Below are 13,996 nucleotides of genomic sequence, written 5' to 3' on the forward strand. Positions count from 1 at the left end.
AGCGCCGAGTGAGTTCGTCCTCGACGGTCGGCTGTGCGTCGGTCCGGTCGTTGTGGCCGGACACCCAGGTGCAGAGCGCGTCCAGGAGCGCCGCGGTACTTCCGGAGACGATTTCGTGCATCGTCATCGTCGACGAGGACCTGTCGCAGGTAGTTGCGGTACATCTGCCCGCGGGTGTAACGGTTCGAGCTGACCGCCCCTCCGAATCTCAAGGGCCTGGTCCAGGCGGTGTGGCAGGGCCGCCTTGTGGCGCTGCTGGTGCTATCCCTCCCCACTCGGCGGCCCCGGTAGCCCCGGGCCAAGCGCCCGGCGCGGAATGGCTCCGACACGACACGACCCCAGGGCGTATACTGTGCGTGATGATCAAGCACGTAAAGTGACAGCCCTATGGGAGCCGCCATGCCTATGCTGCTCATCAAAGGCTCATTCAAGGTGTCGGAGAAGGCCATGCCGGACGGCGACACCGTCGGGTTCGTCCCGGACAACGTGGCCGACTGGAAGCTCGTACCCGGGTGCAAACGGATCCTGCCCGCGGCCGACGGCCACGCCAACATCCGGCTCGAAGGCATCGACGCGCTGGAGACCCACTACGAGGGCCACTACGGACCGAGACAGCACCAGCCGATCGACCTCGCCCACGAGGCCGCGGACGAGCTGTTGAGGTGGCTCGGCTTCACCAACATCGTCCGCAAGCCGGACGAGACCGTCACCCTCACCCCCGCCAGTGTGCCCGGCTACATCCTCACCCAGGGCACCGACGTCTTCGGCCGCTGTGTGGCCCTTGTCGGCAAAGGCATCCTGCCCGGGTGCACCGGCTACGAGATCGACGTCGACGACGCCCTGCTGAAGAAGACCGCCAACTACCACCTGCTCTCGCTCGGCCTGGCCTACCCGACCTTCTACAAGGGCTTTCCCGTCTCCCTGCGCAACGTCCTCGCCGCCGCCGCCAAGCAGGCGCGGGAGTCCACACCCCCGCTGGGTGTGTGGGCCAGGGACGTGACGCAGTCCGGCGTGAAGATCACCGGGATGGCCTCGCTCACGGCCGACGACGGGGCGGTCATCCTCCCGAAGCTGTTCCGCCGGCTGAAGGAGTACCTGGACCTCAACCCCACCAACCCGTCACTGGCCTGCTTCCCCTCCTACCTGGGCGGAGGCGCGGACCAGTTCCACATCCCGCCGGCCACGAAGCAGATCACCGGGCTGCAGCACGTGATCGAGATCACCAACGGCAACACCGTGAAGATGACCCACCAGCCCGAAGAGATCATCTTCGACGAGAAGTGAACGGGCCGGGAGCCAAACGACCATGGCCCGTGCCGCCGAGTTCCTCGCCCTGTCCCAACCCCTCACCGCCGAACCGGCCCTGGACCCCGCAATCGCCGACGCCTACCGCGCGCGGCTCACCGGCGCATTCCCCACCGACCTCCTCCGCCTCCTCGACGCGTACGTCCAGGCCGACGGCCCCTCTGGTCCGACACCGAGTCAGCCTGCCACGGCGCCCCACACACCCGTCCCGACAAGCAGTACGCACCGGGATCCGACACCTGGCTCCGCTGCTTGGCCGGGGCAGCCGGTCGTCTCACCGCCCTGATCGAACGAACGCCATCCGGGCCGGAACATCCTGATCGCCGCCCAAGGCGAGACCATTCAGGCGACCTGCCGCCTGCTGCTCGAAATCCCGCTGCAGGCCACGAAGCCGTCGCCGCGGCGTATGCGGGCGAGGTTGTGCCGCTTGCGCCGAAGACATTGGTCGCGAATTCCGCTTCCAGATCCTCCAGCGGGGTACGGCTCGGAGTGGGCCACGGCTTGCCGACGCCAGCCGCGTTGACCAGGACATCCAGGCGCCCGCTCTCCTACTCGATGTGCGTTGCCGCCAGGCTCACGACCGCCTGGTCGGTCACATCCAGTTGTGCGAACCGGTGGAAGTGCTCTCGCCCCCGGCAGTGCGCGACGACCTCGCCCGCATCAACGGACGTCTCCGCGCTCTACAAGGGCGACCACTCCGGCCGGCTGTAGCCCGCGACCGGTCCGCCCTGCGCCGGTGTCACGGGCGGCGTCGGCACTGCCCGTCACCCGAAGGCACTCGCCGTACGGCTGCCCGACGGACGTATCACCCTGTACCAGCGGCTGACCACGGCGCTCGCCTCCCCCATTGGGGGGTCAGGTGTGCGGGGTCCGTAGGGCGAGGATGGTGATGTCGTCGTGGCCGTCGCCGGGGTGTTGGTCGGCCAGTGTCTGTACGAGGTCGTGCAGGGGCAGGGCGGCGTGGGCGGTGGCGAGGTCAGCGAGGTGTTCCAGGCTCTCTTCGACCGGGTGCTGGTGGTGTTCGACGAGCCCGTCCGTGAAGAGGATCACGGTGGCCCCGGCCGGCAGGGGGTGAGTGTGGTCGTGGCGGGCGAAGGCTGTGTCGACGCCGAGGGGCAGGTCGGGGCTGACGCGCAGGTAGCGGGCCCGGTGGCCGGGCGTGGCAAGCAGTGGCGGGAGATGACCTGCGGTGCTCCAGCGCAAGGTCCAGCCGGCCGGTTGCCCGGGTTCGATGCGAGCGAGGCATGCGGTGGTGATGGGGTTGTCGGTGATGGCGTGGAGGGTGCGGTCGAGCTCGGCGAGGATGGCGCTGAGCGGGATGCGTCTGTTGTAGAGGATGGCGCGCAGCATGTTGCGGGTCTGTGCCATGGCGGCCGCGGCCTTCAGATCATGTCCCAGGACGTCGCCGATGACGGCGGCGCAGGCTTGGTCGGAGACCATCTGCACGTCGAACCAGTCTCCGCCGACGTGACCGGCGGTGTTGGCGGGGCGGTACGCGGTGGCAGCGTCGAACGGCTCGAGGCTGTCGGGGAGCCGCGGTCGCAGGAGTTGCTGGAAGCGTTCGGCATCGCGGCGGGTCTGCTCATACAGATGGGCGTCGTCGATGGCCAGGCCTGCGGCACCGGCCAGCGCCACGACCAGGGCTTCGTCGAGAGCGTCGAAGGGCCGCCCGTCGAGCCGCTCGGAGACATACAGATCTCCGTAGATCTTCCCACGGATGTCGATCGGGGCTCCCAGCAAGGTGCGCATGGGCGGGTGGCCGGGCGGGAAGCCCGCCGATTCCGGGTGGGCGGAGATGTCATCGACGCGCAGCGGCTGGGGGTGGGTGATCAGATGCCCGAGCAGGCCGCGCCCGCGGGGCAGCTCCACGTCGGCCAGGTCGGCTCTCTCCTGCTCCGAAAGGCCCACGGGAAGAAACAATGAGAGCTTGTCGCCCTCCTCATCGAGCACGCCCAGCGCGCCGTAACGGGCCCCGACCAGGTCCATCGCCGTGGACACGATCGAACCCAGCACGGCGGGCAGCTCCACCTCCCGGCTCAGCACGGCCCGATACAGGTGATTCAGCTCGTCCTGGGCCCGGGCCAGCGACCTGAGCTGCTCGGCGATCCGCTCCAGCTCACCGCTCAGACGCAGACGCGGCCTGGGCTGCTGGGGCTCTTCGCGATCAGTCATTACAGCCGCCTGGTTCTCTACGTTCCGCTTCGCTGGCCTTCAGCCGGTTGGAGCCCAGTTCCGGTCTGGATCAGCGTGTCTTCGAACCGCCCCACTCATGGAACGGAACATCCGAGGCCACCGCGGTGGCCTCGTGTTCCTCTCGCCCGGTCAAGGATCCGGGACCGCAGGCACGCCCCTATTGCCCAGATTTTAGGCGAAAAGCCTAACCCGTCCGGGGTTCTCCTCTCCCTCGGGGGCGGCAACAGCGGTCGGCTTCCGGGCCGAGTTGTGTCCGATGCCGGCGCGTCCGCGCGCCCGGAGCAGGCCGAAAACAGCTATACGCGCGCTGATCACGGTCTATGTGTCGGCGTCGGGTGAATCGCGACCCACTTTGGGCGCCGTGGAATATGACCCGGTTGGTGTCGATGGGTGGTGGTTCGGTCGTTGTCCGATGTGTCGGCGGGGACGCGTCCGAGCTCGCGTCCTCGCATGCGGTAGGAGTCGCCCTTGAGGGAGTGGACCTCGGCGTGGTGGAACAGGCGGTCGATCATGGCGGCGGCCACAGTCTCGTCCCCGAAAACCTTTTCCCAGCGTCCGAAGGGCTTGTTGCTGGTGACGATCACGGACGCGCGTTCGTAGCTGTTCGAGATGAGCTGGAAAAAACAGGTTCACGGCCTCCGCTTCGAAGGGGATGCAGCCGAAGCCAGGCCGATCGCCAGGTGCGTCTTTATGCGGCTGTCGCGGCCCTGCCCGGTGTGGACGCGGGCGGTGGAACGGGCGTCCAGGCGGACGCGGCGGAACGGCACACCGGAGCGTCGGCGAGCGGACCGAAAACCGCTCACCACCCGGTGTCCGCCTCCGCCAACTGCCGTAGCTGCTCAGCTGCTTCAACATGCCGGGGACTGTTCAACGCGGTGAGGGAGCGCTCGGCGGCAAGCAGAACCTCAAACGCCTCCTGATGGCGGGACCGTCGGCGCAGGACGATGCCGAGGTCGAGGCGGGCGGGTTCGCTCCAAGCGGTCATCCGCACGGCTTCGAAGTGGGCCAGGGCCTGCCGCAGCGCGACCTCCGCCTCGTCGAGCCGGCCCAGCGCGGCAAGGTCGTTGCCGATCTGCTGACAGGCGCTCGCGTGGTACGCCGCGATGAGGTCAGGCCGCTGTCCCGGTATCCCGGCGCCGCAGACCGCCTCGATGCGCCGGTGGATGGTGAGGGCATCCTCGGCGTGCCCGTGGTGGCGGAGATTGTGGCCGAGGGCGTTGAGGATCGTGAGTTCGGCGAGGCGGGCTTGTGGTGAGGTCTGGCTGCGCAGGCAGGACGCCGCCTCGCGGAAACGGTCCAACGACTCGGTGGTCCGGCCGAGCCTGTGCAGTGCCGCCGCACCATGTCCCAGGGCCCAGCCGGTCTGGAGCCCGTCGCCGATCATGCGGGCTACGTCGAGGGCGGCATCGGCGGCGTCAAGAGCGGCGCGATGGTCGTGGCGGCACAGGTTGTGTGCCCAGGCCAGGTAGTTGAGCTGCACGGCGAGGTCCTGCCGCGAGCCGAGGGCGCGGGCGGAGTCGACGGCAAGCTGGAACACCTCGGCCCACTGCTCCCAGTGCTGATTGAGGTCGGAGAACCAGTGCATGGCCTCGGCCGTGTCGATGACCTGCCGGTGGTGTCCGGCCGTCGCAGCCCGGCGCAGGGCCGCGAGCCATTCGTCCCGTTCGGCCTCCAGCCAGGCACGCGCTCCGGCCTGGTCCGCGGGGGCGGTCGCGGGATCGGGGTCCGCGTCCGGTGAGTCCTGATGGCGGTCGGCATCGAAGCGCAGCGCTGCCGCGGCGGCCCGGCGCAGCATCCATCCACCGGTGCGCTCCAGAGCCGCCTCGCGCGTGCCCAGGTCGTCCTCCGCGGCCAGGCACTCGGCGGCGAACAGTCTCAGCAAGTCGTGGAACCGGTAGCGTTCTGCTGCCGTGTCGGGCTGGAGCAACCCCCTCTCCACCAGTTCCTCCGCGCACGCGGCGGCCCGCTGGGCCGGCAGCCCGGCCAGCAGTCCCGCGGTCTCGGGGCCGAAGTCGGCAGACGCCGTCAGCGCGGCACGGCGGAAGAGTCTCCTCGTGTCAGGGGCCAGCCGCCCGTACGACAGCGCATAGACCGCCCGAAGGCGCAGATCGCCCGCCTGGAGGGTGTCCAGTCTGCGGCCCTCGGCGGCCAGCTGGGTGGCGAGCTTGCCCAGTCGTTCACCTGGCCGGGCGGCCAGACGCTGCCCGGTGATCCGGACGGCCAGCGGCAGATGCCCGCAGAGGTCCGCGAGGTCACGTGCGGCCTGCGCCTCTCGCTCCACCCGTTCGGGGCCGAGGATCCGCGTCAGCAGTTCCACAGTCTCCTCCCGCCGTAAGAGCTGAAGGTGGATGCGATGGACCGCGGCCAGACCCGCCAGGGTACGACGGCTGGTGATGAGGGTCAGTGAACGCCCGGTGGCCGGAAGCAGAGGCCGCACTTGCGCCTCGTTCGCCGCATTGTCCAGAAGGAGCAGCAGACGACGGTCACCGGCCAGTGACCGCAACAACCCCGACCGGTCGTCCGTCCCGGTCGGGACGGCCCGGTCAGACACTCCGAGCGCGCCGAGCAGCCGCGCGAGCGCCTCCCGGACGCTGACCGGCTCCGGGTCCGTCCCCCGCAGGTCGAGAGCGAACTGCCCGTCAGGAAAGTACGGCACCAGACGGTGGGCCGCGTGGACGGCGAACGACGTCTTGCCCAGCCCGGGCTGCCCCGCAACGACACTGACCGGCGGACAGGCCGACTCGGTGTCCCGCCCCAGGGCCAGCAGTTCCTCAAGTGCCGTACCACGAGCGGTGAAGTCCCCGATGTCACGCGGGAGAGCCAGCGCACCACGCGCCGGACATGCCGGCGCTGCGGTGCGGGGGCGCGGACGTCCAGGGCGGGCCGCCGCTTCCAGTGCCTCGGTGCCGGCGGCGTCCAGCCCCAGTCCTTTGGCCAGGGCCTGTACGGTGCGGCGCTGAGGGCCGCGGGTCCGCCGACGCTCCAGGTCCGCGATGGCGCGGACGCTCACGCCCGAGGCTTGCGACAACTCCTCCTGGCTGAGCCCGGCCCGCGTACGCAGTTCCAGAAGCCGCTGCCCGAAGGCTTCTGTGCCCGGTGTGCCCGTGGCCATGATCAGTTTCCCCTCGCTCGGCTGGCAGGCCGGTGACCGCCGATCCGTGCCCGGCCTCTCGCCCGGGGTGATGTCCCGTGCCGGCAGAGCCGTTGGCCGTCCGGCAGAAATATGCTGCTTGTCACTTCTGCCGGTGGAACGGCATGGTCCAGGAGCGGCCGGCATGGTCGACTCGGTCCCGGCAGGACGGCGCTCCGGGGCGGGGGTCCCCGGTGGTCCACCGTCCACCGGATGCGCATGCCCGGTGGACCTGCACACGCGCGCCGTCGCACCCCATGCCGGCCATCACAGCCCGCAGTGCTGCACCTGACGACCGCCACACGACCACCCGAAGGGGAACACACGTGAGCAACCACGAGGACCGCACCGCCTCGGCGCCGGGCGGCACGCCGGACCGACCGGCGAGCGGCATGTCGAGGCGTCAGGCTCTGAGGGCCGCAGCCCTCACCACCGCCGCGGTGGCGCAGAGCTCCCTGTGGACGCCCAAGGCATCCGCCGCACCCAGCAACCCGGCCATCTTCTACTCACCCCATCAGGACGACGAGGCGATCGGACTCGCCGGGTCGATCCTGGAGCACAAGGCGGCCGGCCGCCCCGTCTATCTGGTCCTGGTGAGCAAGGGGGAGAACAACGGGCTGGCCGGGTACATGAACGAAGGGGCGTGCCACCTGGGTTCCCGGTGCGCGGCCCCCGGCCACCAGCACAGCCTCGGCTGGCCGACGGACGGCACCAGCAAGGTCGTGGCCGCGCGGACAGCCGAATTCATGGCGTCGGCCAAGGCGATCGGCGTCAACAAGGTCATCAACCTCAAGCTCCCCGACAACTGTGACACCGACGCTTCCTATCCCAAGTTCGTCGACGCGGTCACCGCGAAGATCAAGGCCCTCGCCGGCCAGTACCCCGGAGCCTCGCACAAGTTCGCCGCCGGCTGGCTGGACGGGAAAACGGAAACCCACAAGGCGTGCAGCGACGCGGCCTACCGGCTCATGAACGACGGCGTCCTCACCGACGTACGGTTCAACCACATCTACGCCTACATCCTCCCGTACGAGAAGCGAGGAAGGGGGGCGTCGTACGTGCTCAACATCCCTTCCTCCCACATGGCGATCAAGCGAAACGCGATCTACGCCTACAACACCTGGGATCCCGACCGCAACTTCTACGCCCTCGGCTACCACAGCGTCCCGGAGTGGATGGAGGGCGCGCACGGTGACCCGCGCGAGTTCGTGTACACCCTGCCGTCGGACTACCGGCCGGGGAAGCCCAGCTGACGTGATCCTCCCCGTGTGACGTCGTCCGCGCGTCGTAGTCGATCACTCAGTTCGGCAACCGCCCTACCTGTGGATCTTTCGCCCCCGAGCATGTGCTCGGGGGCGAAAACGTGTTCATCAAGCTCCCGGAGCTCAAGTCAGGTCGAAGACCACGTCACGCGATCAAGCTCCTCAAGCGAAAGGGTCGGCTCCAGAGCCAGCGGATCACGAGAAGTGGCCGGTCACGCGGACACGCGAGCGCCATAGAGCGGTTCAGCGATACGAAGTAGCCCCGGCCACTCGGCACCACAACGGCATGACTCGATGACGGGACGTCACTGTCGGCGCTGACAACACCATTAGGCATCCTCCGGTTGTTTTCCGACAATGTCCCGCCGGACCTGAGAGCCCGTCCCGCAAGTGTCCTCCTGCCGCGCCCGAACGAGCCCCCGGCCGGGGTGCCTTGTGCTGCGCGTGCCGGGTTCCCCGGGGCGTGCGCGGGAAGTTGTCCGGTTCCGGTCCTCGCCCGACGTCGGTTGTCAGTGGGGCCCGTCAGAGTTCTTCCCCTCACCCGGATCGTGATCTCGACAGAGGACGGGGGACGGACAATGCACTCGCCGCCGTACGCCACGCAATCGCCCGTTCGGGTGCGGTCGGCCCCTCCCCCCTCTGACGAGTGAATTCGAACTGACACGGGTCGGGCCACAAGGCCGATATCCCTTGGCCGACCGATATGACCTCGAACTCACTGTCGAAGCGTCGCCCCCGGATACCCGTGACGGCTGCACAAGCAGGCACGTTGTCCGGTTGTTCCGCACCGCACCCCTACCGAGGAGAACTCGTGAATCCCATGCCCGCACTCGCCGCCCTTCGCGCCGCCTTCGAACATCTCCAGTTGCCCGCCGGCCTGGGACGGCCCGCCGTGCTGCGGCGCCCTGTTGACGTCCGCCGCGCCTTCGCATCCGCAGCACGCCTGTCATCGAGGTGGGACGCATGACCCACTCCACGACCGTCCCCGCCCCACTGCGGTCCTGGGCCGAACAGCAGGTCGGCCCGATCACAGCCGTGCAGAACCTGTCGCACCCGCTCGCCCGCTCCCGCGTCTGGCACCTGGAACTCGAGGGCCGCCCCGGCGTCGTACTGAAAGCAGCGCGCGGGCCGCTGGCCTACCAGCGGGAGTGCTTCGCCCACCGGCACGCGGTGCCGTCCCTCGGTTCGGGCGCCGCGCCCCAGCTGATCGAATCGAGCCCGCAGCACCTCGGACTCCTGCTCACCCGCCTGCCCGGCCGTCCCCTCGCCGAGCAGGACATGACCCGGGCGGAGCGAGGCGAGGCCTACCGGCAGGCCGGAGCCCTGCTCAGCCGGCTGCACACGGCCGGCGACCTGCGCGGCGAACACGCCGCGGAGGCCGAGCAGGCACTGCAGCGGGCCGCGCACAGCGCGAGGTCGCACCTGGCGGCCGCCGGTGACCGGGTGAGCCCGGCCGAGCACCGGCTCGTACAAGGCCTCGCCAGTGACCTCCTGCGGCTCGGACCGCTGCCGCTGGGATTCCTCCACGGCGACGCCTGGGGCCACAACCTCATCTGGTCCGGCGGCCGGGCGGCCTGGACCGGCTTCGAGCGGGCCCGCTTCGGCGCCGTCGTCCAGGACTTCGCCCCGCTGTACGGCGAGGCCTGGACCGACGATCCCCGACAGCGCACGGCCGTTCTTCGCGGATACGGACGCGAACTGAGCCCGCAGGAGGAGTACGCCCTGGTGTGTCTGTCGGCCCTGGACGCCGTGAGCTGCCTGGTGCGGGACCCCGAGCAGGGTGACCGCGAGGTCACCGCCCGCGGCCACCGGATCCTGGACCGGCTGATGACGGAGGTGCACGCATGACGCAGCCGCTGACCGGTGAGCCTCCAACGCCTGCACCAGGCGACACCTGCCCGTGGAACCGCGAGGTTGATGGCCAGTCAGCCGGCCAGATCGGATCAGTCGTTTCTCGCTTGTTCCGAACAGGCCGTGCCATTCCGGGATTCAGCGCGTCTCCGGAGCACCACGACCTGCCCGGTTCCCAGACGGAGGACACCATGCATTCCGTACCTGCCCACGCACATCGGTGCGTCGGATTCGAAAAGCGAGAGCTCACGGCGAACCTTCCCGCCTCCCCCGTGCAGCTCGTCGGCGTCAGCGCCCGTTGCGGGGCGCAACCGGTCGGGAGGTGGGCGGCGTGAGCGAGACCACGGAGACAGACCGCTCGGAAGGCAATGTTCCAGCCCCGAGGCCAGTCCCGCTCTCCCTGCCCCCGGCCGATATGCCGGCGGGGCCGCAGGACGGTGATGTGACCGGCGAGTTGGAGGAGGCGTACTGGTCCGTCCACGACGGCGCCGCCGCCAGCGCCGGCGTTCGGCAGGTCCTCGCCCAGCTGCCCAAGATCACCCGCCTGATCGGACAGTTCGCATGGCAGGCCGACCGGGCAGCGACCACTGCCGTCATCGGCTGCCAGCTCGCCTCGGCCGCCATGGCTGCCTTCGGACTGCTTGCGTCAGTCGCGGTCCTGCAGCACCTGTTCGCCCAAGGCCCGACCCCCGACCGCGTGCGCGCCGCCGTCCCGCAGATCCTCGTCGTGGTCGGCTTTCTGGCCGCCCGCGCGCTGCTCGACGCGGCAGTCGCCGTCGCGCAGGCCCGGGTCACGCCCAAAATCCGCACGGCACTTGAGTCCGAATTCCTCCGGCTCACCGCACACGTACGTCTCGAGGCCGTCGAAGACTCGAAGTGGCACGACGAAGTCCACCGCGCCAACGACCGCGGCCTGTTCTACGCACGCCAGATCGTCGGGCAGGTCGTCTCCCTCGCCTCGGCCGCCCTCCAGCTCACCGGTACTGCCAGTGTTCTCAGCATCCTGCACCCGGCGCTTCTGCCCCTGCTTCTGCTGTCCGTCCTCCCGGTGGGTGCAGCCGCAGTCCGCAGCGCCCGGGCCCGCTTCCACTCCTTCAAGCGGTGGAACGCGCTGCAGCGGCGGGTGAGGGTCTTCTCCTGGCTCCTGATCGACGTGGACTCGGCCCCCGAACTTCGCGTGGACACCGCCCAGGGCGCTCTGCTGGACGAGCACCACCGGCTGACGACCAAGATCGCGGCGGAGGACACCCGTCTGGGTGTGCACGCTGCGCTGCTCAATCTGGCCGGCCGGGCGTTCGGCGGCATCGGCACCGGCGTCACCTACACCGTGCTGGCCGCCATGCTGATCGCCGGATGGCTGCCCCTGGAGGCCGGGGCCGGTGCCGTGCTGGCGATCCAGGCCGGACAGGCCGCGCTGACCCGGCTCGTCGACGTCGCCCACCTCGTCTACGAGCACGCTCTGTGGGTCGACGACCTCCTCGCCGTGCAGGAGCATTCCCGCAACCTCCTGCAGCGCCGAACAGGACAACCGGCACCACGGCAGGTGAAGACGATCAACGCGCAGGACGTGCACTTCACCTACCCGGGCAAGACCGCACCAGCACTCAACGGGATCTCCCTGACCCTCCGCGCCGGCCAGACAGCGGCATTCGTCGGCCTCAACGGCTCCGGCAAGAGCACCCTCGCCAAACTCCTGGCCGGCCTCTACGAGGCGGAGCAGGGCAGCGTGTGCTGGGACGGCGTCGACGTGCGCGAAATGGACGCCCAGTCGCTGCATCGCCAGGTCGCCTGCGTGCTCCAGGACCCCGTGCGCTTCCCCTTCAGCGCCCTGTCCAACATCACCATCTCCACCGGGACTCTCACCCAGGCCGACCCGCAACGCGCCATGGACGCCGCCTGCGCCTCCGGCGCCGACCAGGTCATCGCCGCTCTGCCCGGACAGTGGCGGACACTCCTGTCGAAGCGGTTCAAGGGCGGTCACCAGCCTTCCGGCGGCCAGTGGGCGAAACTCGCTGTGGGACGCGGCCTGTACAAAATGGCCCCGCTGCTGATCCTTGACGAGCCGACCGCAAGCATGGACCCACCGTCCGAGCACGCCGTCTACGAGGCCGTGCTGCGCGGTCGACTGCGCGACGACCAGATCACCATCCTGATCTCCCACCGGCTGGCAAGCGTCGTCGACTGCGACCGCATCTACGTCTTCGACGAGGGCCGCATCATCGAGTCCGGTACTCACGACCAACTCATGGCCCAAGACGGCACCTACGCCGCCATGTTCACCCTCCAGGCCTCGGGCTACAGGCCCCGCACCGCCCCTTAGGAGGTACGGCCCGTCTCCGCTCACCCGCCGGGCCCCTGGCGGGGCGGGTGAGCGGAGACGGGCCAACGGGCCAACGGGCCAACCCCAGTGGCACGGCCGCCGCTGCCCTCAGGCCAGAACGGCCGGCCTGAGCACCTCTTCGCACCACTGGCGGAACCCGGTGGGGGAAGGCTGCGCGGAGTGGTGCTCGGCGTCGTACGCGCCGTCGTTCTGGGCCGCGGCCATGTCGACCAGGCCCTGTGCCCAGGCCTCGTCGGCCCCGTGGCTCAGAGCCGTCTCCTTGTACGCGTCGAGGGGGACCTGTTGGCAGCGGACAGGCCGTTCCAGCACCTCAGACATGATCTGAGCCATGTCGTCGGGGGTAATACGGTCGGGGCTGACCAGCGGGACGCCGTCCTGCCCGCTCCAGGAGTCGTCGAGCAGCAGACGCGCGGCCGTCGCGGCGATGTCGCGGGTGGCGATCATCGCGAGCACCCGGTCCGCCACGGACGGAAGGAAGAAAGTGCCTTGGTTCCTGATCGCCTCGGCCTGCCGGAGCAGGTTCTCCATGAAGGCCGCCGCCCGCAGCGCCCGGAAACTCACGCCGGTGGACCTGATCAGCTCGTCCTTGGCCACGGAGGCCGTCAGATGCCCGGCGTTCTTCTCGATCCCGGTGCCCATGGTCGATACGGCGACGATGCGCTTGACGCCGTGACGGGTGATCGCCTCGCACGCGGGACGGGTCCAGTTCAGGTAGTGGTCTTCGACGCTGTCCGTCCGGGAGTCCGGCGGCACCAGCCAGAACACGCTGTCCGCGCCCGCGAACGCCTCCATGACGACATCGAGGTCGCCGTGTGAGCCGTGGACGACGTCGACCCGCTCGCGCGCCCGGGCGGGAAGCCGGGAAGGGTCACGGGCTATGACACGGACCGGCTGCTCGCCGTCGAGCAGGGCGTCGAGGACCTGTCGGCCGATCTGGCCGGTGGGAGTGGTGATGACAATCATGGAAGAAGCATCTGATCGGGTCCGGCAGGACGGAAGGATCGCGGGGATCCCGCTTGTTACCCTCAGGGACATACCAAACGGAGGTGCCAGGCCGTGGAGTCCCGCCCGCTGCGCTATTTCGTCGCCGTCGCCGAAGAACTCAACTTCGCCCGCGCGGCGGAACGGCTCGGCATCTCCGCCCCGCCTCTGTCTCGCGCCATCCGCAACCTCGAGGCGGAACTGGGTGTCACCCTCTTCGAACGCACCACGCACAGCGTCACGCTGACCCCGGCCGGCACCGTACTGCTCGCGGAGGCGCGGCCCGCGCTGGACGCTCTTCAGGCGGCCGGGCGCCGGGCACAACGCGCGGCCGAGCCGAAGCTGGTTCTCGCCGTGAAGGCCGACGGCGACGGCGGCCTGCTGGAGTCCATCCTCGCCCGGTACGCCGCCGAACCCGCGGCCGAGCCGGTCACGATCCGCCTCTCCGGCTGGCGCGACCAACCCAGCCTGCTGCGCCGGGGCGAAGCCGACGCGGCCCTCATCTACGAACCGTTCGACCGCGTCGGCCTCGACACGGAGCCGGTGACCGTCGAACGCCGCCTGGCCGCCCTCCCGGCCGACCACCCGCTGGCCGCCAGGGACCGCATCGCTCTCGCCGACCTCGGTCTCCCGCGCACCGAGCACGACGCTCAGGGATGCCTGGCCCGCCACCTCGACACGATCGTCGACCGGTATGCGATCCAGGATCTCGCCCAACTGCTCAAGCTCGTCGAACTCGGAGACGTCGTCACCCTGCTCCCGGTATCCGTGTGCACCCGGTACCCGCGCCCGGGCATCGCATACCGCGAGGTGCCCGACGCGCCCCCGGCCACCTTGTCGATCGCCTGGCCCCAGCAGTCCCGCTCCAGGGCGACTGCGGCGCTGGTCCGCACAGCGACCTCGGTGGGCGGAGCGCACGGATAGTGGTGCACC

General features: G+C 69.7%; 10 protein-coding genes. 6 read left to right on the top strand and 4 right to left on the bottom strand.

Going from position 1 to position 13,996, the window contains the following annotated elements; translation table 11 throughout:
* The first annotated feature begins 399 nt into the window (after positions 1–399).
* Positions 400–1,284, top strand: a complete 885-nt coding sequence (locus ACSYGN_RS01340; protein ID WP_460390925.1) for a thermonuclease family protein — start codon at positions 400–402, stop codon at positions 1,282–1,284.
* 22 nt (positions 1,285–1,306) lie between these two features.
* Entirely contained in the window at positions 1,307–1,591 is a 285-nt protein-coding gene (locus ACSYGN_RS01345) for a hypothetical protein (protein WP_460390927.1), read from the top strand.
* Positions 1,592–2,160: 569 nt separating this feature from the next.
* On the opposite strand, the gene ACSYGN_RS01350 is transcribed toward ACSYGN_RS01345, so the two are convergent.
* The 3 genes from ACSYGN_RS01350 to ACSYGN_RS01360 form a co-directional block, all read right to left on the bottom strand.
* A complete protein-coding gene (locus ACSYGN_RS01350; RefSeq protein ID WP_460390929.1) occupies positions 2,161–3,477 on the bottom strand; it encodes a PP2C family protein-serine/threonine phosphatase in 1,317 nt (438 codons plus the stop codon).
* 332 nt (positions 3,478–3,809) lie between these two features.
* Positions 3,810–4,082, bottom strand: coding sequence for an ATP-binding protein (locus ACSYGN_RS01355; RefSeq protein WP_460390931.1), 273 nt, complete (start codon positions 4,080–4,082; stop codon positions 3,810–3,812).
* Between the two features lie 215 nt (positions 4,083–4,297).
* Entirely contained in the window at positions 4,298–6,610 is a 2,313-nt protein-coding gene (locus ACSYGN_RS01360; RefSeq protein WP_460390933.1) for a helix-turn-helix domain-containing protein, read from the bottom strand.
* 344 nt (positions 6,611–6,954) lie between these two features.
* Here ACSYGN_RS01360 and ACSYGN_RS01365 point away from each other — a divergent pair, with 344 nt between their 5' ends.
* The 3 genes from ACSYGN_RS01365 to ACSYGN_RS01375 all read left to right on the top strand — a co-directional run bounded on the left by ACSYGN_RS01365 (position 6,955) and on the right by ACSYGN_RS01375 (position 12,061).
* Complete coding sequence (locus ACSYGN_RS01365; protein ID WP_460390935.1) at positions 6,955–7,881, top strand: PIG-L deacetylase family protein; 927 nt, start codon at positions 6,955–6,957, stop codon at positions 7,879–7,881.
* 972 nt (positions 7,882–8,853) lie between these two features.
* Positions 8,854–9,738, top strand: coding sequence for a phosphotransferase (locus ACSYGN_RS01370; RefSeq protein ID WP_460390937.1), 885 nt, complete (start codon positions 8,854–8,856; stop codon positions 9,736–9,738).
* Positions 9,739–10,072: 334 nt separating this feature from the next.
* Complete coding sequence (locus ACSYGN_RS01375) at positions 10,073–12,061, top strand: ABC transporter ATP-binding protein (protein ID WP_460390939.1); 1,989 nt, start codon at positions 10,073–10,075, stop codon at positions 12,059–12,061.
* Between the two features lie 108 nt (positions 12,062–12,169).
* On the opposite strand, the gene ACSYGN_RS01380 is transcribed toward ACSYGN_RS01375, so the two are convergent.
* Complete coding sequence (locus ACSYGN_RS01380) at positions 12,170–13,045, bottom strand: NmrA family NAD(P)-binding protein (RefSeq protein ID WP_460390941.1); 876 nt, start codon at positions 13,043–13,045, stop codon at positions 12,170–12,172.
* A 93-nt stretch (positions 13,046–13,138) separates the two neighbouring features.
* Between ACSYGN_RS01380 and ACSYGN_RS01385 the strand changes: the two genes are divergently transcribed.
* Positions 13,139–13,987 carry a LysR family transcriptional regulator gene (locus ACSYGN_RS01385; protein WP_460390943.1) on the top strand — a complete coding sequence of 283 codons (849 nt, stop codon included), beginning with the start codon at positions 13,139–13,141 and terminating at the stop codon, positions 13,985–13,987.
* Positions 13,988–13,996: the final 9 nt, after the last annotated feature.

Source organism: Streptomyces sp. YIM S03343 (assembly GCF_054729195.1).